The sequence below is a fragment of the Agromyces sp. NSFZ genome, from assembly GCF_056156205.1.
Genome location: NZ_CM149585.1, coordinates 4,105,724 through 4,129,718, shown reverse-complemented (window position 1 = coordinate 4,129,718; position 23,995 = coordinate 4,105,724). Strand labels below are relative to the sequence as shown.

Annotated in this window: 26 protein-coding genes; 19 read left to right on the top strand and 7 right to left on the bottom strand. The window is 67.7% G+C overall.

Annotated elements, in window-relative coordinates; genetic code table 11:
• Window positions 1-4: 4 nt before the first annotated feature.
• From ACVFI9_RS19660 to ACVFI9_RS19615, 10 genes are all read left to right on the top strand, one after another.
• Window positions 5-475, top strand: a complete 471-nt coding sequence (locus ACVFI9_RS19660) for a nuclear transport factor 2 family protein (RefSeq protein ID WP_474763861.1) — start codon at window positions 5-7, stop codon at window positions 473-475.
• The gene (locus ACVFI9_RS19655) at window positions 472-1,242 is read left to right on the top strand and encodes an HpcH/HpaI aldolase family protein (RefSeq protein WP_474763860.1); all 771 of its coding nucleotides are present in this window, start codon (window positions 472-474) and stop codon (window positions 1,240-1,242) included. Before ACVFI9_RS19660 ends, ACVFI9_RS19655 begins: the two co-directional genes overlap by 4 nt.
• Window positions 1,239-2,864, top strand: a complete 1,626-nt coding sequence (gene mhpA, locus ACVFI9_RS19650; protein ID WP_474763859.1) for a bifunctional 3-(3-hydroxy-phenyl)propionate/3-hydroxycinnamic acid hydroxylase MhpA — start codon at window positions 1,239-1,241, stop codon at window positions 2,862-2,864. The genes ACVFI9_RS19655 and mhpA overlap by 4 nt, the downstream gene beginning before the upstream one ends.
• Before the next feature lie 148 nt (window positions 2,865-3,012).
• Complete coding sequence (locus ACVFI9_RS19645) at window positions 3,013-4,008, top strand: ABC transporter substrate-binding protein (protein WP_474763858.1); 996 nt, start codon at window positions 3,013-3,015, stop codon at window positions 4,006-4,008.
• A 73-nt stretch (window positions 4,009-4,081) separates the two neighbouring features.
• The gene (locus ACVFI9_RS19640) at window positions 4,082-4,927 is read left to right on the top strand and encodes an ABC transporter permease (RefSeq protein ID WP_474763857.1); all 846 of its coding nucleotides are present in this window, start codon (window positions 4,082-4,084) and stop codon (window positions 4,925-4,927) included.
• Window positions 4,924-5,697, top strand: a complete 774-nt coding sequence (locus tag ACVFI9_RS19635) for an ABC transporter permease (RefSeq protein ID WP_474763856.1) — start codon at window positions 4,924-4,926, stop codon at window positions 5,695-5,697. The genes ACVFI9_RS19640 and ACVFI9_RS19635 overlap by 4 nt, the downstream gene beginning before the upstream one ends.
• The gene (locus ACVFI9_RS19630; protein WP_474763855.1) at window positions 5,687-6,532 is read left to right on the top strand and encodes an ABC transporter ATP-binding protein; all 846 of its coding nucleotides are present in this window, start codon (window positions 5,687-5,689) and stop codon (window positions 6,530-6,532) included. The genes ACVFI9_RS19635 and ACVFI9_RS19630 overlap by 11 nt, the downstream gene beginning before the upstream one ends.
• Window positions 6,529-8,187, top strand: a complete 1,659-nt coding sequence (locus ACVFI9_RS19625) for an FAD-dependent oxidoreductase (protein WP_474763854.1) — start codon at window positions 6,529-6,531, stop codon at window positions 8,185-8,187. Before ACVFI9_RS19630 ends, ACVFI9_RS19625 begins: the two co-directional genes overlap by 4 nt.
• Window positions 8,184-10,178, top strand: coding sequence for a flavin-containing monooxygenase (locus ACVFI9_RS19620; RefSeq protein WP_474763853.1), 1,995 nt, complete (start codon window positions 8,184-8,186; stop codon window positions 10,176-10,178). The genes ACVFI9_RS19625 and ACVFI9_RS19620 overlap by 4 nt, the downstream gene beginning before the upstream one ends.
• 38 nt (window positions 10,179-10,216) lie before the next feature.
• A complete protein-coding gene (locus ACVFI9_RS19615; RefSeq protein ID WP_474763852.1) occupies window positions 10,217-11,209 on the top strand; it encodes an ABC transporter substrate-binding protein in 993 nt (330 codons plus the stop codon).
• Between the two features lie 44 nt (window positions 11,210-11,253).
• Here the strand turns inward: ACVFI9_RS19615 and ACVFI9_RS19610 are convergent, their stop codons facing one another.
• Window positions 11,254-11,961, bottom strand: a complete 708-nt coding sequence (locus ACVFI9_RS19610) for a GntR family transcriptional regulator (RefSeq protein WP_474763851.1) — start codon at window positions 11,959-11,961, stop codon at window positions 11,254-11,256.
• Between the two features lie 103 nt (window positions 11,962-12,064).
• On the opposite strand from ACVFI9_RS19610, the gene ACVFI9_RS19605 reads away from it, so the two are divergent.
• From ACVFI9_RS19605 to ACVFI9_RS19595, 3 genes are read left to right on the top strand one after another with little or no spacing between them, the layout of a single operon-like run.
• Window positions 12,065-12,955 carry a VOC family protein gene (locus tag ACVFI9_RS19605; RefSeq protein ID WP_474763850.1) on the top strand — a complete coding sequence of 297 codons (891 nt, stop codon included), beginning with the start codon at window positions 12,065-12,067 and terminating at the stop codon, window positions 12,953-12,955.
• A gap of 23 nt (window positions 12,956-12,978) precedes the next feature.
• Window positions 12,979-13,830 (top strand): fumarylacetoacetate hydrolase family protein, encoded by an 852-nt coding sequence (locus ACVFI9_RS19600; RefSeq protein ID WP_474763849.1) that lies wholly within the window; start codon window positions 12,979-12,981, stop codon window positions 13,828-13,830.
• Between the two features lie 22 nt (window positions 13,831-13,852).
• Window positions 13,853-14,704: an alpha/beta hydrolase gene (locus ACVFI9_RS19595; protein ID WP_474763848.1), complete on the top strand. Its 852-nt coding sequence runs from the start codon at window positions 13,853-13,855 to the stop codon at window positions 14,702-14,704.
• 16 nt (window positions 14,705-14,720) lie between these two features.
• Here the strand turns inward: ACVFI9_RS19595 and ACVFI9_RS19590 are convergent, their stop codons facing one another.
• Window positions 14,721-15,431 (bottom strand): hypothetical protein, encoded by a 711-nt coding sequence (locus tag ACVFI9_RS19590; protein ID WP_474763847.1) that lies wholly within the window; start codon window positions 15,429-15,431, stop codon window positions 14,721-14,723.
• Between the two features lie 381 nt (window positions 15,432-15,812).
• Between ACVFI9_RS19590 and ACVFI9_RS19585 the strand changes: the two genes are divergently transcribed.
• Window positions 15,813-16,970, top strand: coding sequence for an endo-1,4-beta-xylanase (locus tag ACVFI9_RS19585; RefSeq protein WP_474763846.1), 1,158 nt, complete (start codon window positions 15,813-15,815; stop codon window positions 16,968-16,970).
• Window positions 16,971-17,374: 404 nt separating this feature from the next.
• Entirely contained in the window at window positions 17,375-17,944 is a 570-nt protein-coding gene (locus ACVFI9_RS19580; protein ID WP_474763845.1) for a dihydrofolate reductase family protein, read from the top strand.
• A 48-nt stretch (window positions 17,945-17,992) separates the two neighbouring features.
• On the opposite strand, the gene ACVFI9_RS19575 is transcribed toward ACVFI9_RS19580, so the two are convergent.
• Window positions 17,993-18,667, bottom strand: a complete 675-nt coding sequence (locus ACVFI9_RS19575; RefSeq protein WP_474763844.1) for a hypothetical protein — start codon at window positions 18,665-18,667, stop codon at window positions 17,993-17,995.
• A 285-nt stretch (window positions 18,668-18,952) separates the two neighbouring features.
• On the opposite strand from ACVFI9_RS19575, the gene ACVFI9_RS19570 reads away from it, so the two are divergent.
• Window positions 18,953-19,369 (top strand): PNPOx family protein, encoded by a 417-nt coding sequence (locus tag ACVFI9_RS19570; RefSeq protein WP_474763843.1) that lies wholly within the window; start codon window positions 18,953-18,955, stop codon window positions 19,367-19,369.
• Between the two features lie 622 nt (window positions 19,370-19,991).
• On the opposite strand, the gene ACVFI9_RS19565 is transcribed toward ACVFI9_RS19570, so the two are convergent.
• Window positions 19,992-20,582 carry a heme exporter protein CcmD gene (locus ACVFI9_RS19565; protein ID WP_474763842.1) on the bottom strand — a complete coding sequence of 197 codons (591 nt, stop codon included), beginning with the start codon at window positions 20,580-20,582 and terminating at the stop codon, window positions 19,992-19,994.
• Between the two features lie 188 nt (window positions 20,583-20,770).
• Between ACVFI9_RS19565 and ACVFI9_RS19560 the strand changes: the two genes are divergently transcribed.
• Complete coding sequence (locus ACVFI9_RS19560; protein ID WP_474763841.1) at window positions 20,771-21,292, top strand: hypothetical protein; 522 nt, start codon at window positions 20,771-20,773, stop codon at window positions 21,290-21,292.
• 435 nt (window positions 21,293-21,727) lie between these two features.
• Here ACVFI9_RS19560 and ACVFI9_RS19555 read toward each other — a convergent pair whose 3' ends face one another.
• A complete protein-coding gene (locus ACVFI9_RS19555) occupies window positions 21,728-22,252 on the bottom strand; it encodes a hypothetical protein (RefSeq protein ID WP_474763840.1) in 525 nt (174 codons plus the stop codon).
• Between the two features lie 157 nt (window positions 22,253-22,409).
• Between ACVFI9_RS19555 and ACVFI9_RS19550 the strand changes: the two genes are divergently transcribed.
• A complete protein-coding gene (locus tag ACVFI9_RS19550) occupies window positions 22,410-22,703 on the top strand; it encodes a hypothetical protein (protein ID WP_474763839.1) in 294 nt (97 codons plus the stop codon).
• Window positions 22,704-22,750: 47 nt separating this feature from the next.
• Entirely contained in the window at window positions 22,751-23,155 is a 405-nt protein-coding gene (locus ACVFI9_RS19545) for a hypothetical protein (RefSeq protein ID WP_474763838.1), read from the top strand.
• On the opposite strand, the gene ACVFI9_RS19540 is transcribed toward ACVFI9_RS19545, so the two are convergent.
• Both ACVFI9_RS19540 and ACVFI9_RS19535 read right to left on the bottom strand, forming a co-directional pair.
• Window positions 23,114-23,473, bottom strand: coding sequence for a WapI family immunity protein (locus ACVFI9_RS19540; RefSeq protein ID WP_474763837.1), 360 nt, complete (start codon window positions 23,471-23,473; stop codon window positions 23,114-23,116). The genes ACVFI9_RS19545 and ACVFI9_RS19540 overlap by 42 nt on opposite strands.
• Window positions 23,474-23,525: 52 nt before the next feature.
• Window positions 23,526-23,852 carry a hypothetical protein gene (locus ACVFI9_RS19535; RefSeq protein ID WP_474763836.1) on the bottom strand — a complete coding sequence of 109 codons (327 nt, stop codon included), beginning with the start codon at window positions 23,850-23,852 and terminating at the stop codon, window positions 23,526-23,528.
• Window positions 23,853-23,995: the final 143 nt, after the last annotated feature.

Here is a 23,995-nt window from a genome sequence, read left to right as displayed (position 1 = left end):
GAGGATGACCGACTACCGCCCGGTTCCCGCGATCACCCGTGTCGAGATCGAACAGCTGATCTCCGAGATGCTGTATCGCCTCGACCACAACCAGGCCGACACGACCTGGGAGCTCTACACCGAGGACGGCGTCTCCGTCGGCCCGATGGGCGATATGGACCGCGAGGCCATGAAGGCGTGGGGCGCCAAGCGCGCCCTGCAGACCGACATCGTCGGCCGTCACTTCATCGGCGCGATCCGACTCGTCGCCGGCGACGTCCCCGACGAGGTGCGCGGCACCGTGCAGTACCTGACGTTCCGCGACACCAACGAGCCCACGACGCAGCCGGCCTCCGTGGGGGAGTTCCGCGAGATCTACCGTCGCGTCGACGGCGAGTGGCGCTACGCACGCCGCGAGATCGTCCCCGTGTTCGGCGGGCAGGCCGCCGCGGCGCACGCCGCGCGCCTGGCGGGTCGCACGGAGCAGGCGAAGTGAAGGCCGCGGCGCTCGGCGGCGCGCAGCCCGTGCTGTTCCATCAGTCGTTGCCGTCGTTCTCCGAGTCCGAGTGGGCACTGAATGCCGGTTACGACGGGGTGATCCTCGACCTGCAGCACGGCGAGCTCGGCCTCGAGGCGGCGTGCGGCATCCTGCGCTCGCTGCCCCGAGGCAATGCGTACGCCTACGCCCGCGTGGGATCGATCGACGCGTGGCCGATCCTGCGTCTGCTCGACAGCGGCGCGCGCGGCATCATCGCTCCGACCGTCGAATCGCGCGCCCAGACGGAGGCGCTCGTCGCCGCCACGAAGTACCTCCCGGTCGGCAACCGCAGCATGGGGCCCTCCCGGCCGGCGCTGTACGCCGGCGATTCCTACGCCGAGGCGGGCAATCTCGCCGTGTCGACGATCGCGCAGATCGAGACCCGGATCGGCGTGGAGCATGCCGAGGCCATCATCTCCACCCCGGGCCTGGACTCCATCTACATCGGTCCCGCCGACCTCGCCGTGTCGTACGGCCTGCCCGGCCGCGGCGACTGGGAGGACGGCCCCGTCCGAGACGCGATCGCGCACCTGCGCGAGCTCACGACCGCTCACGACGTGACGCTCGGCATCTACTCGGGTCGTCCCGACTACACGGCCGCCCTCTTCGCCGACGGCCTCGTCGACTACGTCGGCCTCGGCATCGACCTCGTCCTGCTGAACCGCGCGTTCGGCGACACCATCTCCGCCCTGAATGCGGCGCGATCCTCTGGGAGCACTTCATGACGCAGATCCGGATGACTCCGACCTCCGACGTCCTCATCATCGGCGCGGGCCCGGTGGGCCTGACCCTGGCGAACCTGCTCGGTCAGCAGGGCGTCGGCGTCCTCCTGGTCGAGAAGGGCGACGAGCTCATCGACTATCCCCGGGCCGTCGGCGTCGACGACGAGGCGCTGCGGGCGATGCAGACCGCCGAGATCGTCGACGAGGTGCTGCCGCACACCATCCCGGATCAGAAGATCTACATGGTCAACGGCGATCGCCTCATCCTGTCGGAGGTCGACCCGACGACCCGCGAGTTCGGCTGGCCGCGCCGCAACGGCTTCGTGCAGCCACTCGTCGACCGGGTGCTGCTCGAGGGTCTCGAGCGCTTCCCGAGCGTCACGGTGCGCTTCGGCGCCGAGGTCGCCGACCTCGTCGAAGAGGCGGACGGCGTGGTCGCCACGCTCGCCGACGGCGAGACCCTGCGCGCACGCTGGGTCGTCGCCGCCGAGGGCGGAGCGTCACCCACGCGCAAGCGGCTCGGCATCTCGTTCGAGGGCGAGACCCGACCCACGGACGGTCTCGTGATCGACGTGGCGAACGACCCCATCGGCACGCCGCACGCGGTCTTCGGCGGCGACCCGACACGCAGCTACGCGTCGATCGCGTTGCCGCACGGCATCCGTCGCTGGGAGTTCACGCTCTTCGAGGGGGAGGAGGCGAACGTCGACGACGAGGAGTACGTCCGCTCCCTGCTGGCGCCGCACGTGCCGGACCCCTCGAAGGTGGACATCATCCGCAGTCGTGTCTACCGCCACCACGCCCGCGTCGCCGGCACGTTCAAGGTCGGCCGGATCATGCTCGCGGGCGACGCCGCGCACGTCATGCCCGTCGTCGGGGGCCAGGGGTGGAACTCGGGCATCCGCGACGCGTTCAACCTGGGCTGGAAGCTCGCGGCAGTGGTGAATGGGCACGCGGGCGAGGCCCTCCTCGACACCTACGAGCAGGAGCGTCTCGGACACGTCGGCCAGATGGTGGCGGTCTCACTCGGCATGGCCAAGGAGATGACCGACCACGATCCGGCCGCCGCGGCGGAGCGGGATCGCATCGCCGCCAACCGCACCCCCGAGGAACGCGAGGCGCAGCAGCGCCAGGCGTTCAAGCCGCAGCCCAAGTTCGATCGGGGCGTGGTCGTGCACACCCCGCTGCCGACGTTCAAGTCGTTGCCGGCGCGCGACGTGCCGCGGATGGCCGGGTCGATCTTCCCCCAGCCGCAGGCGACGGATGCCACGGGCGCCGAGATGCGTCTCGACGACGCGACGGGCCAGGGATGGCGCGTGCTGATGTGGAACAACGACCCGGCGAAGTTCGTGTCGCCCGGGCACGCGGAGACGCTCGCTCGGATCGGTGGGCGTCTCGTGCAGGTGGTGCCGAAGGCGCAGCTGCCGTGGGTCCGCGAGCATGCGTCCGAGGGCGTGACGGTCGTCGGCGACCTCGGAGGCGAGGGAAGCCTCCAGGCCTGGTTCGACGCTCGTCCGGTCGGCGCCGTCATCGTGCGTCCCGACCATGTCGTCGCCGCCGAGTGCCTGGCCCAGGAGCTCGACGAGGTGCTCGGCCTCGTGTACGAAGCCGCCTGCATTCTCTGACGGTGCGCGCCGAGCGCCTCTAAATATACTATTTTGAAATATTGCACTATCTATAGTATCGTGTACTCACCCCGGGGCATCGCCCGGATCTGAACCCCAGCGAACCGAACCGGCCCGACCGGATCTGAACTCAAAGAAGAGGTCGACAATGTCGTCAGCACGCACACTCGCAATCACCGGCGTCACCGCCGCCCTCGCGCTCGGCCTGGTGGGCTGCGCCGGAGGGTCGGTCGACGGCAGCACGGCAGCCCCTGCCGCCGAGGCGGCCGAGGGCGGCCTCACCCCGATCTCGATCGGCGTCTTCACGTCGCCGTCGGTCGCGGTCATCCAGGCGGGCGAAGACGAGGGCTTCTTCGAGGACCACGGCTTCGACGTCGAGATCATCCAGGCCGCGTCGTCGGCAGCTCAGCTTCCCGCCCTCGACAGTGGCAAGATCCAGTTCATGCTCGCGAGCCCGGTCTCGCCGATCCTCGCGAACACGCAGGGACTCGACGTCCAGATCATCGCCGGCTACGCGCAGAACGACCCGGCCACCGTGAACGACTCCACCGCGCTCGTGGTGGGCGCCGGATCGGCCGTCACGAGTCCCAAGGACCTCGAGGGCAAGACGGTCTCGATCAACGCCCTGGGCTCGATCGGCGAGATCGGCATCAACGCGGCCGTCGAGGCCGATGGTGGCGACCCGAGCAAGATCACGTACATCCAGCTCGCCCTCGGCGACGTGCCGGCCGCGCTCGAGGCGGGCCAGATCGACGCCGGCATGACCGGCGCCCCGTGGATCGGCCAGGTCGAGGCCGCGGGCGGCTCGGTGCTGAGCGACTTCATCCAGGAGGACGGCCTCGGCAAGAACGAGCTCGTCATCGCCGGGAACGGCACGTTCGCGAAGGAGCACGCCGACCAGACCGCCGAGTTCGTCGCGGCCCTGGAGGAGACCTACGAGTACGCGAACGCCAACCACGACGCGCTCGCGGCGCTGCTGCCCTCGATCCTCAACATCCCCGAGAAGGCGGCTCAGGCGCAGGTCTGGACGACCTACTCGTCCGAACTCGACCCTGCCGTCCTCGACACCTTCGCCGAGCTGATGACGCGCTACGAGATCGTCCCGACCGAGCCCGACATGGACGCGGTGATCTGGAAGCGCTGACGCGGACCGCTGGAGGCGCGGCCCCGCCGCGTCTCCAGCACCCCAGTCACCAAGAAAGGGGGATGAAGGAAGCATGCTCGCTCCTCTTCCTGTCACCGAGACGCAGGTCATCCGCGTCGTCAAGGCGATGCGCCGCGACCGCCGGGCGCAGTGGGGGCCGGGGGTACTCGGCGTGGCCGGCGTCCTCGCGTTCCTCGTCGCCTGGCAGCTCTATGCCGAGTTCGGGCCGGTGTCCGACGAGTTCCTGCCGTATCCCGCGCAGGTGATCGGTCAGTTCTTCGCGAACTTCGCCCTCACGTCCTTCTGGGCGGCCATCGGCGCCACCCTGTGGGCCTGGCTGCTCGGCCTCGTCATCTCGTCGATCGCGGGCCTCGTCGTCGGCGTGCTGATCGGATCCAGCCGGTTCCTGCGCCGTGCGACCTTCACGGTGCTCGAGTTCCTGCGCCCCATCCCGTCGGTCGCGCTCATCCCGATCGCGGCGCTCGCGTTCGGTCCCCAGCTCGAGGCCGAGCTGCTGATCATCGTCTACGGCTGCTTCTTCGTCGTGCTCATCCAGACCCTCTACGGCGTCGCGGATGTCGACAAGATCGCGTACGAGACGACGCTCACGATGGGCATGACCTGGCTGCAGCGGGCCCGACACCTCGTGTTCCCGACCCTGCTGCCGTACTTCATGACCGGCGTGCGCCTGTCTGCGACGATCGCCCTGATCCTCGGCATCTCGGCCGAACTCATCATCGGCACCGATGGCCTCGGACAGTCGGTGGCGCAGGCTCAGCTCAACGGTGCGCCGGTGGCGATGTACGCCCTCATCATCACCGCCGGCGCGCTCGGCATCGTCATCAACCTCGGCGCCAGGGCCGCCGAGCGCAAGGTGCTGTTCTGGCACGAGTCGATCCGCGCGGAGGTCCCCGCATGACCGTTCTGAAGAACCTCGGGTACTGGCTGGGCCTGCCGGTGGTGCTCATCGTCGTCTGGTACCTGGCGACGCTCGGAGACGTCAGCCTGTTCGTGCCGCGCCCCCTGCCGCTCTGGGAGAAGTTCGTCTCGGTCTGGCTGGGCGACAACATCCTCAGCGACGTGTTGCCGAGCCTCGGCCGGCTGCTGCTCGCCCTGGGCATCTCGACGGTGCTCGGCGTCGTGCTCGGCGTGCTCATCGGATCGTTCCGTGCGGCGCGGTGGTTTTCCGAGCCCATGCTCGAGTTCCTCCGTGCGATCCCGTCGACGATCATGATCCCGGTGCTGCTGCTGGTCATCGGGCTGAACGACGCGATGCGCACCACCGTCATCGTGCTGGGATGCCTCTGGCCCGTGCTGCTGAACACCATCACGGGCGTGCGTTCGCTCGACGAGGTGCTCTCCAACACGGCGAAGGTGTACGGCATCCGCGGGTGGAACCGCGTCTGGCACCTCGTGCTGCCCGGCGCGTCGCCGGCCATCATGGCCGGCGTGCGCCAGAGCCTCGCGGTGGGCCTCATCCTCATGGTCGTGTCCGAGATGTTCGCGTCGGCGAACGGCATCGGCACGCTCATCACGAACTTCCAGAACCGGGTCGCGGTGCCCGAGATGTGGAGCGGCGTGCTGCTGCTCGGCGTCGTCGGCGTGCTGCTCTCGGCGATCTTCGCCCTCGTTCAGAAGGGCGTCCTCAAGTGGTACGACGGACTCAAGGCGGCGGCTGATGGCAACTGAAATGACGAACGGCACGGGGCGCATCGGCGGCGAGGTCCGCCTGCATGTCGAGGACCTGAGCAAGACCTACCGGGGGCGCGCCGGCGCCGTCGAGGCCGTACGCAGCCTCACCTTCGACCTGCACCAGGGCGAGTTCGCGTGTCTCGTGGGGCCGTCGGGCTCGGGCAAGACGACCCTGCTGAAGATGATCTCGGGCCTGCTCGAGCCGACGGGCGGCATCGTCGCCCTCGATGGCAAGCGCGTGCAGGGCCCGGCCAAGGGCTTGGCGGTGGTGTTCCAGGAGTACGCGCGCAGCCTCTTCCCGTGGATGACGGTCGAGGCCAACGTCGAGCTCCCGCTCAAGACCGCGGGTGTGCCCAAGGCCGAGCGCAAGGCTCGCGTGCTCGACGCGCTCAACGCCGTCTCACTGGGGCACGCGATGAAGTCGTACCCGTGGCAGCTGTCGGGCGGCATGCAGCAGCGCGTGGCCATCGCCCGCGCGGTGGCCTCGCGCCCGAGCGTGCTGCTGATGGACGAACCGTTCGCGGCCGTCGATGCGCAGACCCGGGGCGAGCTCGAGGATCTCGTGCGCAAGGTGTGGCGCGAGCACGACATGACGATCCTGTTCATCACGCACGACATCGACGAGTCGGTCTATCTGGGCAGCCGAGTGCTGGTGCTCTCCAGCTCGCCGACGGTCATCCAGGACGACATCGCCATCGACCTGCCCGACGAGCGCGATCAGGTCGGCACCCGCTCCCTGACGCGCTTCGCCGAGCTGCGCACGCAGGTCTACGAGGAGGTGCAGTTCGCCAAGACGAACGCGGGGCGCGCGCGCGGGGATCTCGCAGCATGACCGACGCGCAGGTCGATCTTCGCGACGTCATCGTGGTCGGGGGCGGCCCCGTCGGCCTGACCGCCGCGCTGTGGCTCGCCGACGGCGGCGCGAGCGTCACGGTCATCGAAGCACAGACGGCCCCCGGCGACCTGCCGCGGGCGATCAGCATCGCCGACGAGACCTTCCGCATCATGGATCACCTCGGGATCTCCGACGAGCTCAAGGCGGAGGCGCTGCTCGACACCGGCAGCAAGTACTTCGGCTTGCGCGACCGGCTGCTCGCGGCGTCGAAGCCGCTGCCGAGCCGCTCGGGGCATCCGGCGAAGAGCCAGTTCGACCAGCCGGTGCTCGAGGGCCTGCTGTGGGATCGCGCGGCGACGCATCCACGGATCGATTTCCGAGCGGGCATGGTGGCGGTCGGGGTCGCCCAGGCTGCGGACCACGTCGCGGTCGAGGTGCGTGCGGCCGGCGACGACGATGGGCCAGCCGAGCGGATCCGGGCCAAGTACCTGATCGGCGCCGACGGCGGGAAGTCGTTCGTGCGTGGCGCGATCGGCACACGACTGGTCGGATCGACCCAGCAGGAGCGCTGGATCGTCGTCGACCTGGTGAACGTCGCCACACCGCGCGAGCCGTACGCCGAGTTCCACGGCAACGGCGAGCGCCCGTACGTGCTCGTGCCCGGAGTGAAGAACCGACTGCGCATCGAGTTCATGCTCTTCGACCACGAAGACGGCGACGCCATGTGCGCGCCCGACCGGATCATCGCGCTCTGCGAGCCGATCCAGCCGGGCGTTCGCCATGAGGACATCCGCCGTGCCGTCGTGTATGTCGCACATCAGCGAGTCGCCGAGCACTACCGGCGCGGGCGCGCCTTCCTCGTCGGCGACGCGGCCCACCTCATGCCGCCGTTCAGCGGCCAGGGTCTGAACGCGGGCCTGCGCGACGCGAACAACATCGCCTGGAAGCTCCTCGACGTGCTCGCCGGGCGTGGGACCGAGGCCCTGCTCGACAGCTACGAGTCCGAGCGGCGCACGCACGGCGCGAAGATGGTCACCGTGTCGCGAAGGACCGGCGCGGTCGTCATGGCCGTGGGGGCCACGAAGACCCGCCTGCGAGATGCCGCCTTCCGCGCGGTCAGCGTCGTGCCGCGGATCAACGACTACCTGCGCAACATGCGCTTCATCACACCGCCCGACTACGCCGGCGGCGTGGCCGTGCCGGCGCCGAGCGGGAAGGCGCCACTCGCTCACGAGGTCGGGCGCCCACTCGGCCAGCCCGCCGTGATCTTCGCCGACGGCAGCACCGGCGGCCTCGACCGTGCACTCGGCGGCGACTGGGCGCTCGTGCAGCTCGGCGACGGTACGGGGATTCACGCCCGGGGCGGCTACTGGAGCGGCCTGGGGGTCCGTCACGTGCGCGTGCTGCCCGCCGGCAGCCGGATGCCCGCGGCCGCCGACCACGACGGCGTCGTCACGGTCGTGGAGACGGCCCACACCGATGTGTCGCTCTGCCGAGACGCGCGCGCGGCGGGAGCGGCCGCGGTCACGTTGCTCGTCCGTCCCGACAAGTACGTCGCCGCGGTCATCGCGCCTGGAGACGAGGACCGGATCATCGCCGCACTGCAGGCCTACGAGGCCCCGCTCGTCCTGACTCGCGAGGAGGAAGCATGACTCCCGACGCCGGATCGCTCGCCGAACCGCTGGTCGCTCCGCTGACGGTCCCCTTCGACGACCTGTTCTGGCGGGACGAGTACGAGCCCATCACCGAGTCCGACGACGAGCTCGCGGGGATCGTGGACCGGGCCGACCTGCCGGCGCTGCTCGCCGCGCTCGCCGCGGCCCTCGGGGATCCGTCGATCCTCGAGCGCGACCTGCGCCCGCCGCTCACGCTCGTCGACACCTACGCGCACCCCCACGGCGGGATGACCCCGGGGCAGGTGGACCGGGCCCGGACGGTGGCGCTCGCGGCCCTGGGGCGCCTGCGCGACCGCGGCATCCGCTCGGTCGGCGTCCTGCCCGCCGAGCAGGTCGACGCGATCCTCGACTTCCTCACGAACGGACAGACCGAGTACTGGCCGTCGCTCAAGCACGAGCTCGACCTCGCGCCCGACAAGAACGGCGACTCCGGCTTCGCGTACGCGGACGTCGCCGGCGACCGCGAGTTCGACGTGCTCGTCGTCGGCACCGGAGTCTCGGGCATCGCGGCGAGCTACCGCCTCCTGCAGGCCGGAGTGCCGTTCACGGTGATCGAGGAGGCGCCGGCGCTCGGCGGCACGTGGTGGAAGAACCGCTACCCGGGTGTGCGCCTGGACACCCCGACATTCGGCTACTCGTACTCGTTCGCGCAGAAGACCGACTGGCCGCACCAGTACGCGGAGGGCGCGGAGATCCACGACTACCTCGCGGAGGTCGCCGACCGGGCGGGCATCACGGAGCGCATCGAGTTCGGCACGCGGTTCGAGCGGGCGCGCTGGGACGAGGACGCCGCGCAGTGGGTGGTCACCCTGGCCGGCCCGCACGGCGTCGAGGAGCGGCGGTTCCATGCCGTGATCTCGGCGCTCGGGCAGCTGGACCGGCCGCACATCCCCGACTTCCCCGGCCTCGACACGTTCGCGGGCCGGGCCGTCCATTCGCAGGAGATGGACGCGACGATCGACACCGCGGGCAAGCGGGTCGTCGTCATCGGCACCGGCGCGAGCGCCTACCAGATCGTGCCGGCCATCTACCAGGATGTCGCGCAGCTGACGGTCTTCCAGCGCAGCGCGCCCTGGATGATCCCGGCCGACACCTACCACGAGCCCATGACCGAGACCTTCGACTGGCTGCAGCGGAAGGTGCCGTACTACGGCCAGTGGTTCCGGCTCTGGACCGTGCTGCTCGGGATCCCGGGTCGGTTCCACACCGTCACCGCGGAGGAGGGTTGGCACGGCGCTCCGCTGTCGGTGAGCGCGAAGAACCACGAGGTGCGCGAGGCGCTCATCGCGCGCATGGCCGAGCAGTACCGCGGCCGCCCGGAGCTGCTCGAGCTCGCCATCCCGAACTACCCGCCGGGCGCGAAGCGGATGCTGCGCGACAACGGCGTGTGGGCCGAGGCGCTGCAGGCGCCGCAGACCACCGTGGTCTCCTCGGGAGTCGGTCGCATCATCCCCGAGGGCGTGGTCGACGGCGATGGCGTGCTGCACGAAGCCGACGTCATCGTCTTCGCCACGGGCTTCAAGGCGAGCGACTTCCTCGACGGCATCGAGGTGGTCGGGCGCCGGGGAGTCGAGCTGCACGACTACTGGGCGGGCGATTCGCGGGCGTACAACGGCATCACGGTGCCGGGGTATCCGAACTTCTTCCTCATTTACGGGCCCAACGTGAACGGCGTCGTCGCCGGATCCGGCCATCTCATGATGGAGCGCGCGGCCGAGTACGCCGTGCGCGCGGTCGGCGAACTGCTGCGCCGCGGTGCCCGATCGCTCGACGTCACCGAGGAGGCGACCGACCGCTTCGTCTCGTGGGTCGACGCCGGGAACCGGCAGATGGCGTGGGGACAGGACTACATCTCCAATTGGTACCAGAACGCCGCCGGCCGAGTCGTCACGATCTGGCCGTACACGAACGTCGAGTACTGGGCGGTCACCGAGACCATCGCCGACGGCGACTACACCTTCGACTGAATCCGCGGATCCATCACCACTTCACAGGAGAACGATCGATGAGACACCCGAAACGAATCCTCATGGGCACCCTGCTCGCCGCCGGCGCCGCCCTCGCGCTGGCCGGATGCGCATCCGGTGCCGTGGATGGCTCAGCCGCGTCCGCGGAGAATGACGCCGGCCTCACCACCGTACGGGTCGGGATCTTCCCCTCCTCGATGAACGCGGTCTTCGCCTACGGCGAGGAGCAGGGGATCTTCGCCAAGCACGGCATCGACATCGAGACGACCATGGGCCAGGGCTCGGCCGCCCTGCTGCCGTCGCTCGACTCGGGCAAGCTCGACCTGGCCGTGTCCTCCACGATCACCCCGCTCGTGAGCCAGGCGCAGGGAATGACGCTGCCGATCGTGTCGGCCTTCACCGCCGACGAGGGCGTGCCGGGGTCCACGGCAGTGCTGCTCGTCGGCAAGGACAGTGAGATCCAGGACGTCTGCGGTCTCAAGGGGAAGACCGTCTCGGTGAACGCGATCGGCAACATCGGCGACACCCTCATCTCGGAGGACTACGCGATGCACGACTGCGGCGATCCGGCGAAGGACATCACGTTCATCCAGCTCGGGTTCCCGGACGTTCCGGCGCAGCTCGTAAGCGGGCAGATCGACGCCGGGATGGCGCCGTCGCCGTTCGTGCAGATGGTCGAGGCGGATGGCGGCCGCCAGCTGGCCGACTTCGTGATGGACACCGGCGTGGCGAAGATGGAGCTCTCGGTCATCGCGAACGAGGCCTTCGCGAACGAGGAGAGCGACACGGTCGCGGCCTTCGTCGCGGCGCTCACCGAGGCGGGCGAGGCCGCGAACGCCGATCAGGACGGCGTGCGCGCAGTCCTTCCCGAGGCGCTCGGCTCGGACGAGAGGGCCGCGGAGGCCGCCGTGTTCGAGACGTGGACGACGGTGGTCGACCGCCCGACGGTCACGCGTTGGGCCGAGCTCGCTGAGAAGTACGGCCTCGTCGATGCGGCCCCTGACGTGGACGCGGTGATCTGGCAGCAGTGATGGTGCGGTCGGCCCCGGCTCTGCATGGGGCCGGGCCGATCGCCTCAGGCGCCGCGCGCCGCGCCCTCCTGGTGAGCCCCGTCCTCCTGGGAGGCGCGGTGCAGCACGATCTCGCTGGTCCGCTGGTAGTGCGCTTGCAGCAGGGCGACGGCGGTCTTGGCATCCCGTGCGAGAACGGCGTCGAGGATGTCCCGGTGCTCCTTCTCGACGTCACGCACGCGTGCGTTCGGGTCGGGGGCCGACCAGCGGCGGAAGAGCTCGGTCGCGTTGGTCAGCTGACGCGAGAAGTCGCACAGCGACGGCACTCCGCAGGCCGCGATGAGCTTCTCGTGGAACGCCCGGTGCGCGGCGAGCCAGTCGGCGTTGGTGTGGGTCGGGTCGTCCTCGGTGCGGCGAGGCGTACGCGCCAGCAGGTGGTGGGCGGCGATGAGCTCGCCCTCCCAGTCGACGCCGCCGCGCTCGATCGCGAGCTCGAGGGCGCGTCCCTCGATGAGGCAGCGTGCGTCGGTGATGTCGCGCAGACCGCCGTCGGTGAGCGCCGGGACGAAGAACCCGCGGTTCGGCTCGATGGTGAGGAAGTTCTCGCCGGCGAGGCGGGTGAGGGCCTCGCGAATGACGGTGGTGGATGTCTCGTAGCGTTCGGCCAGCTCGCCCGGAGGGACGCGGCTGCCGGGAGGCCAGACGCCGCTCAGCACGTCGGCGCGGATCGCGTCGATCACCTGCCCGCGCTTGTGGGTTCGCTCCGTAGCCATGGCATCCATCTTGGTCGATGAGGGTGGATCATCCGTTGATGATCCATGAATATACGATAGACATGATAATATACTTTCTGAATCGACGACGAAAGGAGAGCTCGTGGCATTCGGAGTGATCAGCGAGATCGGATACGTCTCGCTGCAATCGAAGGACATCGAGGGCACGATCGCGCATGCACGCGACATCCTCGGCCTCACCGAGACCCACCGCTCGGGCAACGCGGTCTACCTCTCGAGCCGCGCCCGCCAGCACCACGAGCTCGTCTACCTCGACGCGCCGGAGAACGGCGTCGGTCACATCGGCCTCGTCGCGGCGGGCAAGGCGGGCCTCGATCTCGCCCGCACCCGCATCGTCGACGCCGGCTACCCGATCGTGTCGAACACCCCGCTGCACCCCGGCGTGGCCGACGGGTTCGCGTTCGTCGGCCCCGAGGGCTTCGTCTTCGAGATCTACATCGGCCTCGAGCCCGTGGGCATCACGCCGACGGGTCACGCGCCCGACCGGTTCGGCCACGTGAACCTGCACCCGCAGCACCTGCAGGCGATGCTGACGTTCTTCACGGACGTCCTGGACTTCCGCATCTCCGACGTCATCGGCGACGACTTCGCCTACTTCCTGCGCTGCAACGCCGAGCATCACGGCGTCGCCCTCATCAAGGGGAAGGGCTGGATGCACCACCACGCCTGGCAGGTGCAGTCGATCGCCGAACTCGGCAAGCTCGGCGACCGGCTCCACGACGCGGGATCGCGTCTGCTCATGGGGCCCGTTCGCCACGGCGCCGGCCACAACATGGCCGCCTACTACGTCGAGCCCACGGGTGCCGTGGTCGAGCTCTACACCGACATGGAGTGGATCCTCGACGACGACCGGCCCCCGATCGTCTGGCCGCAGGACGACCGGGCCTGGGCCACGAAGTGGTCGATCTACGACTTCAGCGAGTTCCGCTCGCACGGACTCTTCCCCGCCCGCGAGCACATCGCGGCGAACTGACCCCATCCACAGGAGCAACCCCGATGACCAAGTTCACCAGCTACTACCGCCCTGCCTCCTCCGGGGAGTGCACCTCGATCGCGTGGGGCCGTCTCGACGGCGACACGATCTACGACGCGACATCCGTGGCACCCTCCCTCGCCGCGGCGATCGCCGACCGCGCCCTCGATGGACTCGCCTCGCACAGTGAGGACCCGGTCGCCCTCGCCGACGTGCAGCTCGCGCCGGTCATCCCGAACCCGGGCAAGATCATCTGCATCGGCGTGAACTACCGCAGCCACCAGGACGAGATCGGCAAGGCCGCGCCGGCCGCGCCCGTCATCTTCGCCCGCTACGCCGACAGCCAGATCGGCCACGGCGAGGACGCCCTGAAGCCGCGCGTCTCGAACGAGTACGACTACGAGGGCGAGGTCGCCCTGGTCATCTCGAAGCCCGCCTACAAGGTGAAGCAGGCCGATGCGTACGACCACGTCGCCGGCTACGCCGTGTACAACGACTTCTCGGTGCGCGACTGGCAGCGCGCGGCCAGCCAGTGGCTGCCGGGCAAGACGTGGCCGGGCACCGGCGGCTTCGGTCCGTATCTCGTCACGGCCGATGAGGTCGGCGACGTCACGAAGCTCGAGCTCACCACCCGGGTCAACGGCGAGGTGCGCCAGCACGGCGTCGTCGCCGACCTGATCAACGACATCCCGTCGATCATCGAGTACGTCACGACCTTCACCCCGCTCGCCCCCGGCGACGTCATCGTCACTGGTACCCCGGGTGGCGTCGGCCTGTTCATGGACCCGCAGGGCTTCGTCGGCGACGGCGATGTCGTTGAGGTCGAGGTCACGGGCCTCGGAACGCTGCGCAACGTCGTCCGCGAGGTCGACTGACCTCGCACCGCCAGGACGACGGATGATCCCCGCTGACGTGTGGGCCGTGCTGCGTGAGCACGGGCGCGCGTTCACGCCCGAGGTGGTCGCCGCCCAGCGTGCGCTGTTCGCGGAGCTGCTGACGGAGCTGCTCGGGCCGGTCACGGCGCCGTTCGTGAGGCGCGACGTCGCCTACGGGCCGCACGAGCGGCAGCGCCTCGACCTGCACGCCGCCGCGCCACTGGAGGCGGGGGCATCGCGTCCGATGCTGCTCTTCGTGCATGGCGGCGGCTTCGTGGGCGGCGAGCGCCGCGATCCGGTGCAGCCGTTCTACGACAACGTCGGCGCCTGGGCCGCGAGCCACGGATGGATCGGCGCGACGATGTCGTACCGACTCGCGCCCGAACATCTGTGGCCCGTGGGAGCGGAGGATGTCGGAGCCGCGCTGCATCGGCTGCGGGAGCGGGCGCCCGAGATCGGGGGAGACCCCGACCGGATCATCCTGTTCGGGCACTCCGCGGGCGCCGCACACGTCGCCGGGCACCTGGCCGGGCACGGCGGCGCGATCGAGCCGGGCCTCGCGGGAGTGGTGCTGCAGTCCGGCATCTACGACCCCGCGACGGCCGAGAAGGAGATCGCCGGCATGGTTGCGCTCTACTACGGCGGCCGCGACGTTTCTGCCGTGCCCGCGCTCGCCGCGCTGTCGGTTCCGCTGTGGCTGGGCGTCGGCGAGCATGATCCGCTCATCTTCCACGGCCAGGCGGCACGCGTGGCCGAGCCCCGGGTCGCGACCGGCCACAGCCATTTCACGTCGATCTACTCGCTCGGCCTCGACGCGGCGTACCCGGCTGCTGTGGCGGAGTTCATCCAGGATGCGCTCGCGCAGAGGGAGTGAGTCTGATCTTGGCGGATCAGCCGCCGACTGCGGCTGATCTCAGTGCGAACAGCCGCCGCGCGACGAGTATCGCGAATACTGCCCAGGGAAGGAGCGATGCCAGGGCGAAGACGACGCCGGCTGTGCCGAAGTTGGACGGGACGGCCATCAGCGCCGCCGCGATCAAGCCCCACACGGCGGTCGGCCTGGTGAAGACCTCACTGCGCAACATGAGCAGCGCCAGCAGCAACAGCGTCACCAGGTTGAAGAAGTAGTAGACGTCGAACGCGGTCCCCATCCAGGTCGCCAGCATGCCATCGCCCGTGGCGAGCAGGGCGACCTGCTCGGCGGGATCGGCGCGAGCGTACGCATTCGCGAGCTGCAGCATCTCGACCGGGCGCGGTGAGGCCATGTAGGCCGACATGCCGAGCACGCCGAAGGCCAGCGCTATGACCACCGTCGACCTGCTCACTCGCCACAGCACGACCCCCAGCGCGAAGTAGAGCAAATACGCCAGCAGATTGCTCACGACATAGAGCGCGTCGAGCGAAACCATCCCGAGCAGCGGATTGGCAAGGAGCTCCTCGAAATGACCTTCCGTGGTCACGGCCGGCGGCCAGAGCAGGTAGATGACGATCTGCACCACGATGAGCGCGACGCTCGCGAGTGCAACCCATGCGCCGGTGAGGACGAGTCCAGACCACTGCCGGACGTCCTCGCGGACCGCGTCCCGTGTGATGGCTTCCATCGATCACGCCCTTAACTGTGCGTCGCGACCGGCGACATACTCGTCATGGACTTCACCCCGTCCCCTCGGGTTCCAAGATGACCAGAATGGCCCTGCGGCCGTCGGGTCGAACGTCCCATGAGCGGGCTTCGGTCGATTCTCACCGACCACGCACGACGGCGCACCACCGACCACGACGGCGGCGGAGTCCACCACGAGAAGGGGCGCCACCCGCCCGGCCGGCGATCTTCCCGTTCGAGCCGCGTGCAGCGATCCGATCGAGCGGACAGTTGCCAAGCCCCCCTTGAGAGATCGTTCTCCCCCTCGGTACAGTGCTGCCACGACGGATTTGTTGGAAGGCTCAACAAAAAGCCGTCGCACCCCGATCAGAGAGGAACAACGATGTCCCATCTATCAGCCCCGAGGCGGGCCGCCGCAGTCGCGGCGGCGATCGCCGCCCTCGCCCTGTCGTCGGCGACCGTAGCCCAGGCCGTCCCGTCGGAGCCGACCTTACGCTCCGAAGCCCCGATTGATCTCGCGGTCGGCAGCGCCGTGTGGGGTCAGCGTGACCTCTTGGGCTACGACCGCAAGAACCCCACCGCGTTCCAGGGGGTCCTCGCCGGCGAGTTCAACTCGCTGACCCCCGAGAACGACATGAAGTGGGCCGAGATCCATCCCGAGCCCGATGTCTACGACTTCTCCGGTGCGGACGCCGTCATGGCTTTCGCGCAGGCCAACGGCCAGGAGGTCCGCGGGCACACGCTGCTCTGGCACAGCCAGAACCCGCAGTGGGTGACCGAGGCCAGCGACGGCTGGACCTGCGAGGAGGCGCGCGACGTCCTCGAGGACCACGTCCGCACCGTCGTCGGCCGTTACGCCGGCGAGATCTACGAGTGGGATGTCGCCAACGAGATCTTCCAGGACGACTGGGACGCCGGCGGTGTGCGCCTGCGCACCGAGGCGAACCCCTTCCTCAAGGCGTGCGCCGAGGACCCGGTGGCTCTCATCGGCGACCTCTTCCGGTGGACGCACGAGGCGGACCCCGAGGCTCTGCTCTTCCTCAACGACTACAACGCCGAGGGCATCAACAACAAGACCGACGCCTACTACGCCCTGGCGCAGGAGCTGCTCGCCGACGACGTGCCGCTGCACGGTATGGGCGCCCAGGGGCATCTGAGCCTCATGTACGGCTTCGACGAGTCGATCCAGGAGAACTTCGAGCGGTTCGCCGACCTCGGGCTGAAGGTGGCCGTCACCGAGGCCGACGTCCGCATGCCGCTCGGCGAGGACGGGGAGCCGGACGCCGCGCAGATCGCGCTCCAGGCGGAGCGGTACGACAAGATGCTCGAGGCGTGCATCAACGTTTCCGCGTGCACGAGCTACACGGTCTGGGGCTTCGACGACGAGCGCTCCTGGGTTCCGTTCGTCTTCCCCGAGGGCTACGCGACGATCATGACCGAGGAGTTCGAGAAGAAGCCCGCGTACTCCGCGCTGCTCGAGAGCCTCACCGACGCCACGCCCGGCACGTCCCCGCGCACGCCGCTTGGGCTGAACCAGTAGCGACACTCGGTTGAGGCGCCGGTGGCGCGTGGACCCAGCCGTGGTTCACGCGCCACCGGCCTTCACGGTCGAGAACTGGGTTCGGGGCCTTGAGGTCGAGCGTCCATCCACCGCGACTGCGCGCGGATGTCGGTGCTCGTCCAGACCCCGCCAGTAGCGCTCGGCAATGGATCCGGTCGGCCTCCGTTGCCGAGCGGCGCCACCGCCACGACGTCGTCGAGGAGTACGGTCCGGCACCCGCGCTGTCTGCTTGGGAAGCAGAAGACGCCCAATGCTGATGCTTTCTTCGTGCGCTTCACCAGAGCTGACACGTCGGTCGGCCCACACTCACCCCCGGCGGTGGTGACCACCACCGAGTACGGTCGGGTGAAAACGCGGTGTGCGCCTCAAGGGAGAGCGGCGAGATGAGACCCCTTCGATACTCGATCAACGTCACGCTCGACGGCTGCGTCCATCACGAGGCAGGACTCGCCCCTGATGAGGAGTCGATGCGCTTCTGGACCGCTGAGATTGAACGAGCCGATGCCCTGCTCTTCGGCCGGACGACCTACGAGATGATGGAGTCGGCGTGGCGGCAGCCGGCCACGGGCAGGTGGCCTGACTGGATGCGGGAGTGGGAGGTCCCGTTCGCCGAGACCATCGACCGGACGAAGAAGTACGTCGTGTCGAGCACGCTGACCGGGGTCGATTGGAACGCCGAGCTGGTGCGAGGCGAATTGGGGCCAGCGGTTCGGCGGCTCAAGCAGGAGCCGGGTACGGGCCTGTGGGTGGGTGGCGTGACGCTCCCCCTGGCGTTGGCGGATCTGGGGCTGATCGACGAGTACGAGTTCCTGGTGCAGCCGGTACTTGCCGGACACGGGCCGACCTTGCTTGCCGGTCTGCGCGAGCGCATCCAGCTCGAGCTCGTGGATCGCCACGAGTTCCGGTCTGGCGCGGTCGCCCTGCGATACCGACCCCCGCGACGAACGGCGTGACGTGATCTGTCCTGCCACGTTGGCCGCTTGTTGGGCACTTTCGCGGCATTATCGCGATCGCTTGTAGGTGGTGCCGAACGCATTGCCGATAAGCGGGCTGACAACCAGGTGCAGCTGAAGCCCTCTTATCGTCTCGAACGTCTCAACGTCAGGGATCTCGGTCACGATCTCCCAGTCAAGGGCGGCACCTACGGTATTGCTCATGAAGACGATCTCTGTGGCTAGCAAGGTCCTCGCCCAGTCGATGTGTTTCATCGGCTGAGAGTGTTTGAGGGCGTCCCTGATTCGGTCTCCTTCGGTGAACAGGTCCGAGATGGAGCTGAACCCCATGGCCACCGCAAGTTCTTCAGTGCAGTGTGCCGGGCCGCCCCACTCGAGAAGGCCGTGCCGAAGAACGTTGCGCTCCGGTGCTGTGAGGTCATATTCGACGAGCTCGTCGAGATCGAACTCGAACGGCTTGGTGTCGTCCGGGTGGGCGTCTTGCCATCGCTGTTGGGCGCGCACGGACCACTGCACACCGAAGTCGGGTGCGACCCGGAGCCGCTCGAGAATCTCGAGTGGGACGGTGGAGTTTCGAGAGATCGCGCGTCGGCAACGCGGGTACTCATCGATAATCTCTAGCCAGGTGGCCGTATCTGCATGCTCTCTGGACAGTACAGTTGAGCGTTCGGGCGACGGGGCCGCGTCAAACCAGTTCGCATATTCGATCGCCGTTTCGATCACACTTGATGAGACCACACCAAGCGACGAGAGGCGACCTTGTGATCGCGCGCCGCCACTGGCTCGATAGCCGACCGGCTATCGGGCATCCACACCGCACTGCGATGAAGATTCGCGGGCCTCTCCTCAGGGGTGCACCGGTGTCCAAGACGCTTGATGAACATGAGGCGTCTCACGGAAGGGTCACGCCGAAGGTCGAGGCGACGTAACCTGCACTGACCGTTCCCCTTTTGACCGACGGGAGGTGCTCGGTTGCGGCTCGACAGCGAGGAAGCGTGGGCGAGACTCATGACGCACACCCACGGAGCGCTCTGCACCAGGCACGACGTACGTGGAGTGGATGCCGTGCCGGTGGTCTTCGCGGTGGAGAACGGTTACATGGGCATCCCCGTCGATCGCGTCAAGCCGAAGACGTCAGCCCGGCTCCAGCGCGAGCGCAACCTTGAGCGCGATCCTCGGGCGGCGCTGCTGATAGAGCACTGGGACGCTGGCGACTGGTCACTCCTGTGGTGGGTACGAGCAGAACTGCGCTGGCAACCGAGCCCGACTGCCACGATGGAAGCGTCGTTCGCGCACCTGCTGGCGACCCGCTATCCCCAGTACGCCAGCGAACCGTTCTCGCGGGTACTCGTTCTGCGGGTGCTCGGCTTGGTCGGTTGGGCCGCGTCCGCCACTCGCGGCGAGGACCCGCCGGCCACGACATGAACACCCACATAGAAGGGATTGCGATCAAGTGACTCACTACTCTCGCTGCTCCGGTGCGCCGGTGCACGATCCGAGTGCGTCGGAGGTTGATCAATGAGTAGCTAACGCTTGAATGTCATCAGTCGGCCCTCTCGGTGGCGTTACGCACAGGATCCCGATGAATTTGGTTGCGTCCTCGGTGAAAAAGACGAGGGCGAACTGGTGTGCTCCTTCGACGGAACACCCTGAGACCCCCGCCGGGCCCAGCCCACGCAAGGCATGCGTCAGCCTTTCAAGCCCGAGTACCCAGGCGCCACGCTCCGAGGCCAACGAGTACTTCAAGTGCAGCGTCTCCGCAGTAGCAGCCGCCGGTTGTGTTCCGACCGGCAGGGTTGAGTCCGGATCGTGCTCGTCCACGAGCTGACGTGCTCGCGTGCTGGCCTCGTCGCCGGGAGTGCTCTCGAGCAAGCCCGCCAGCCTTCTCGCAGTGATGCCCGCAACCATTCGCTCAAGCTACCGCGCAAGTCCGCTGGTTGTCCGGGCAGCAGTGCTGAACGCTCTCCGAGCACACGAGCGGGAGCGAGGGAGATCGCGTAGGCAAGGCTCACGCGCCGTCCAGCCCGGATGGCCATCGGCAAGGCTCTCAGCACGCCAGCTTGGAATTCGATTCCGTATTCGGGACCTCACTGGAATCAACTCGACTGAACTCGCCGAAGTATTTCGGCGAATCCGGGTCGCCTGCGATGAACTGCAGGTACATCGAACCCGTAGGGCTCTCGACCGTCTGCCACTGCAAACTGAGGGTCTGATCGTTCGCGCAGGTCAGCACGACCTCCTCGAAAGGAGCTGGCTCCCACACACCCTCGCCGGAGAGCACCACCGGAAGGTCAGGGGCGTCATGGATCCACCGAAAGCTCCACGCCGCCACCGAAGGAACCCCCTCGACGAACGCGGACCCATCCGGCCTTAATGCGATCGTGGCCGTAGCCTCCGGCGATTCGCTTGTCCAATATCCGGTCAACTGTTCTGCGGAGACGGACACCGGCGACCGCCAATTGGACATGACCCCTGCGACCGCTGCAAGCGTGACGAGCAGGCCGGCACCTGCCCAAATTCCGATCGTCGCCATCATCGACGCAGTGCCGTGCTGACGCGCTCGCCTGATTGTCCAGATCATCAGGAGGATCAGTGCTCCGGCCGCCACAATGAAGGACAGCAGGATGAACGGGGCCAACGGTACTCACGAAGAGTTCATCCCGATGGCAGAACCGTCACATCCTCACATACTCCCGAGCGATGAGCTCCACTGTCGCGCTAAAGGATCCCGCGTGCCACGCGCCGCGACGTTGAGCAGCTTCCCCGAGCCTGAAGTTGCACATGGTTGTCGCGCGGTTCCTGGAAGCATCTGAGTAGGGTGAACAAGTGGTCGGAGATGCACTCGCGCTGGATGCCCCCCGCTGGGCCGATCTGAGGCACGCATACGGCGACGCTGCGAACATTCCGAGTTTGTTGCTACAGCTGGAGTCGGCGCAAGGCGACTCTGCCAACGACGAACCCTGGTTTACGTTGTGGAGCTCGTTGGCGCACCAAGGGGACGTCTACCCCGCCTCGTTCGCCGCCGTGCCGCACGTCATCAACGCGATCGCCAAGGATCTGAACAGCGCCACTTCCAACTCCTTCCAGTTCCCGGCGTGGATTGAGATCTGCCGCATCCGCAATCACACGCCGATCCCAGACGACTTGGCGGGACCATACTTCGCCGCGCTGGACCGTCTGGCACAGATGGCCGCCCAGGCTGCCGCCCGGCCCTGGGACCGCGGCCTGCTGGCGTGCGTGCTCGCGGCCGTCGCGGCGTCGAAGGGTGATACCGAGATGGCCGAAGCGATCTTGGAGCTCGGCGAGGACGGACCAGCGGCCTACTCGGAGTGGCACCACAGCCGGTAGCGCCGAGCCGGGCTGACGACGGCTGTACGAGAATCCGGATCCATCAGGTGGCAGGACGGGGGTCCTGTCGGCACTCTTGCCGAAAGCGACCAGCTATCGGGAGGTCGGGTAGTTGCCCCGCCATCTCTGACGGCGCCGACCCGAAAGCGCCCGGTGCTTGTGTGGCGAGCACATCTGGCACGTTGTGGGTGCCGATCCAACGCTGGCGGAACTGGCCGCGACGCCACCTGGCACCAAGCGGGCGGGCAAACGGCCGATGCTCCGTGGGAACTCAGCCCGTTCGCATGGCGCGAGGAATGAATCTCGTCCCCACGTGGGCGGGCTGATTTGGAATCGGTCGGAGCGGGATGGAATTTGCAAAGCCTCAGTCGATACGCACTCCGTCAACACGGGTGCCCGTAGCCAGCCCGAGAGTGCCCTGACGCAGTTCGGCCATCATGAGCCAGTACAGGTCCATGTCGATGATCTCGAGGTTGGAGATGTCGTCTGCTCCGCCGAGGAACAGCGGTGTCGATATCCGACGCACTCGCTGAACGCAGGCACATTGCCGCCCGCCTCCAACCATTGGGAGAAGAACTCCGACGCGAGCGCAGCGTCCGCGTAGTCGACGAGTTCTTCGTCGAAGAACGTCGAGAAGGTCGTTGGAACCTCGAGCGCCTCCGCGGTCCCTGGCTCGAACATCAGGATGCCGGGATCGTCGCGATCCCCGCGAGGTGGGTCCAGCGAGAACTGCCGGCCGAGCCAGTCAAATGCGAAGCACTGGATTCGGCCACCGAATTCGGTGAATCCGGCGGCCACCTGGGCGTCCACGACGCGCGCGGAATCGACCGTGTGCACGCGGAGCAGACCTCCTCCGAACACGGCACCGCCCAGCCTCTGCTGCAGGTCCGAGAGCGTCGGTTGTGAGATCGGCGCGATCACCTCCGCAGACGGAAAAGCGCGCAGGAACCGTTCAAGCACGCTTCATCCTGTCAGCAAAGATGCGACGTCGGTATACCAGCCATGATTGGCCACGACACGGGGGTCTGCTGCACGAGTGGGTGAGCGGTGAAGGATCGTGTCCCGCGCTTCCAGCAGGCACGATGGAGAAGGATCGTTCGCGCGCTAGTTTCGGATCGTGGAGTCTTGGGACGGACTGCGGATCGAGGTGCGCGAGCTTCGCGAGCTCATGACCCGGATCTTCGATCACCTTGAAGATACGAACGGCGACGCGGTAACGCTGCGAGAAGACTACTTCTACTCTGTGCCCTTCCCCGAGATCTACGACATTCCGTGTGCTCAACCCCAGCTCACAATCGGCCAGCTCACCGAGTCCTGGGAGAACCTCCGACGGGCCCACGACGATGGAACGATCAACTGGGAGCTCGTATGGCTGGCCGACGTCCTGAAGGCGATCGGTCATCTGGCGTAGAGGAATCCACGGACGGTCGCTTGACGCGTGAGTGCAATGCTTTCGGTATGGAGGACACGCCCACGCTCACCCGGGCACGTGCGTTGCTCGCTCGGATGCTCCCCGAGAGAGCGGACAATTGCAGCGTTGACACCGAGGCCATCACTGCGTCGCTTCGCGCCGTCGATGGGCCCATCACGATGCTGAACCTCGATGTCGACCCGGATGCGCCGAGGCTGCCGGTGGCAGATGGCCCCATGACGGGCTTCTACATCGTCGATGACCGCGGGAGCCTGGCTGGTGAGTTGCTCCTGTGGATTGCGGACGGCCGGCCAACGACGCTCGAGTATGCGTGGTACACCGATGAGCGACCCACCGACCTCCCCGAACCGGACCTTCTCCTGGTGACGACGACCATGAAATCACGTCCATCACTCGGAGGGATCAACTCCGATGGGGGTGACGCTTCGTGACTGAGCCCTATGGGAGATCTTGACGCGGCCGTCCGTGGTCGGCTCCGCCTGAAATTCAAGTAGCGGCTCGGTGAAGAACAGCATCGAAGTGGATTGGCCGATGCGGATGTCGCGTAGCCAGGAGCCCAGCCGTTCGGCTTCAAAGGTCGTCAGACATGGGTGCGTGAAGCCCCAGCTGCGGCCGCCCGAGACTCGGACGATGCCTTGGATGTCGAGCCAGTTCTTATCCCACCTATCCATGCGACCGTCTGCCTGCGGGAACTCGTAACCGAGCACTTCCAGCGCGACACTGTCCCCATCGCCCGACCCGAGTCGCATCCCCTCAACATAGCGTCGAGGAAAGATCGGCCTGCGGGCGCGGGAGGCGTCGTCAGTCTGACTGCGCAAATGTGAAGGCGACCGAGGTGCCGCCTGGGCGGAAGTCGCCGGCAAGACGGACGAGGTTTCGGCGGGCGATCCAGCCATGCTCGCGTGATTCGGCGTGGTCGACGGTTTCAACGAACAGTTCGAACCTCCGCTCGCCTCTCTCTCGGGCCAGCCAGGCAAGGACTTCTTCGACCGAGTCCGCTCCAGTGATCCGTTGCGGATCATGCTGCGCCGCTTGCTCAACGTCGTCGCCGGTCCAGAAACAGACCCAGTACACCGACGCGTCTTGCTGCCGCGCTTCGAAGTACGACTCGTCCCATTCGGCTTGCACTCGACCTCCTTTGCCGGGATCGACGCTAGCGCCGTGCGAACGTTCCAGCCACTCCAGAGCAGGCACACCCGGCATCGCATTTGGGATCCCTCGGTGAGAATCTCGTCGGAGGGACCGCGTGGATTTCATCGCGCAGAGTTAAG

Coding starts and splice junctions, on each gene's coding strand:
- ACVFI9_RS19615 (WP_474763852.1), top strand. CDS start 10,217: ATGAGACACCCGAAACGAATCCTCATGGGCACCCTGCTCGCCGCCGGC.
- ACVFI9_RS19610 (WP_474763851.1), bottom strand. CDS start 11,961: ATGGCTACGGAGCGAACCCACAAGCGCGGGCAGGTGATCGACGCGATC.
- ACVFI9_RS19630 (WP_474763855.1), top strand. CDS start 5,687: ATGGCAACTGAAATGACGAACGGCACGGGGCGCATCGGCGGCGAGGTC.
- ACVFI9_RS19580 (WP_474763845.1), top strand. CDS start 17,375: ATGAGACCCCTTCGATACTCGATCAACGTCACGCTCGACGGCTGCGTC.
- ACVFI9_RS19660 (WP_474763861.1), top strand. CDS start 5: ATGACCGACTACCGCCCGGTTCCCGCGATCACCCGTGTCGAGATCGAA.
- ACVFI9_RS19635 (WP_474763856.1), top strand. CDS start 4,924: ATGACCGTTCTGAAGAACCTCGGGTACTGGCTGGGCCTGCCGGTGGTG.
- ACVFI9_RS19640 (WP_474763857.1), top strand. CDS start 4,082: ATGCTCGCTCCTCTTCCTGTCACCGAGACGCAGGTCATCCGCGTCGTC.
- ACVFI9_RS19540 (WP_474763837.1), bottom strand. CDS start 23,473: ATGCGACTCGGGTCGGGCGATGGGGACAGTGTCGCGCTGGAAGTGCTC.
- ACVFI9_RS19585 (WP_474763846.1), top strand. CDS start 15,813: ATGTCCCATCTATCAGCCCCGAGGCGGGCCGCCGCAGTCGCGGCGGCG.
- ACVFI9_RS19625 (WP_474763854.1), top strand. CDS start 6,529: ATGACCGACGCGCAGGTCGATCTTCGCGACGTCATCGTGGTCGGGGGC.
- mhpA (WP_474763859.1), top strand. CDS start 1,239: ATGACGCAGATCCGGATGACTCCGACCTCCGACGTCCTCATCATCGGC.
- ACVFI9_RS19545 (WP_474763838.1), top strand. CDS start 22,751: ATGGAGGACACGCCCACGCTCACCCGGGCACGTGCGTTGCTCGCTCGG.
- ACVFI9_RS19570 (WP_474763843.1), top strand. CDS start 18,953: ATGACGCACACCCACGGAGCGCTCTGCACCAGGCACGACGTACGTGGA.
- ACVFI9_RS19645 (WP_474763858.1), top strand. CDS start 3,013: ATGTCGTCAGCACGCACACTCGCAATCACCGGCGTCACCGCCGCCCTC.
- ACVFI9_RS19595 (WP_474763848.1), top strand. CDS start 13,853: ATGATCCCCGCTGACGTGTGGGCCGTGCTGCGTGAGCACGGGCGCGCG.
- ACVFI9_RS19620 (WP_474763853.1), top strand. CDS start 8,184: ATGACTCCCGACGCCGGATCGCTCGCCGAACCGCTGGTCGCTCCGCTG.
- ACVFI9_RS19590 (WP_474763847.1), bottom strand. CDS start 15,431: ATGGAAGCCATCACACGGGACGCGGTCCGCGAGGACGTCCGGCAGTGG.
- ACVFI9_RS19600 (WP_474763849.1), top strand. CDS start 12,979: ATGACCAAGTTCACCAGCTACTACCGCCCTGCCTCCTCCGGGGAGTGC.